Raw genomic sequence first — 841 nt, 5'->3', positions numbered from 1 at the left:
ACTTACTTCGTTTCTAAGATGCGTAAAGAAGGCATGCTTCAAGAGCTTGATAAAACTAAGCTAAGCCACTTTGCAGATTTGGATCCAAATTACTTAGATAAGCCATTTGACCCAAATAACAACTACTCGATCCCATACATCTGGGGCGCAACGGGTATTGGTATCAACTCAGATATGCTAGACAAGTCTTCAGTTAAAAACTGGGGCGATCTGTGGGATACACAGTGGGAAGGTCAACTGATGATGATGGATGACTCTCGTGAAGTTTTCCATGTCGCACTGTCTAAACTGGGTTACTCTCCAAACACGACTAATCCTGAAGAAATCAAAGAAGCGTACGAAGAACTTCGTAAGCTAATGCCAAACGTATTGGTATTTAACTCAGATTTCCCAGCAAACCCTTACCTAGCGGGTGAAGTGTCTCTTGGTATGCTTTGGAATGGCTCTGCTTACATGGCACGCCAAGAAGGCGCAACGATTGACATCATCTGGCCAGAGAAAGGCGCTATCTTCTGGATGGATAGCCTAGCGATTCCAGCAGGTGCTAAGAACACTGAAGCGGCACATAAGATGATCGACTTCCTTCTTCGCCCTGAAAACGCAGCGAAAATTGCTCTAGAGATCGGTTACCCAACACCAGTTAAAACAGCTTACCCTCTTCTTCCGAAAGAATTTTCTGAAGATAAGAACGTTTTCCCGCCACAATCAGTGATGGATAATGGTGTTTGGCAAGACGAAGTTGGCGAAGCGAGCGTTATTTATGACGAGTACTTTCAAAAACTTAAAGTAGACAACTAATTTGTTAGCAAAAGTTTAATTGTTGCTAGTAAGTTAAATAAAG

Annotated in this window: 1 protein-coding gene; it reads left to right on the top strand. The window is 42.7% G+C overall.

What is annotated here, in order from left to right:
- The coding region (locus AB4653_RS06260; protein ID WP_372103595.1) for an extracellular solute-binding protein at nucleotides 1-798 on the top strand (798 nt) is incomplete at its 5' end.
- Nucleotides 799-841: the final 43 nt, after the last annotated feature.

The organism is Vibrio sp. 10N.222.48.A3 (assembly GCF_041475345.1).
Lineage (GTDB): Bacteria > Pseudomonadota > Gammaproteobacteria > Enterobacterales > Vibrionaceae > Vibrio > Vibrio tasmaniensis_A.
The sequence above is the reverse complement of the archived record's forward strand: the minus strand, read 5'-3'. Positions and strand labels throughout refer to the sequence as shown.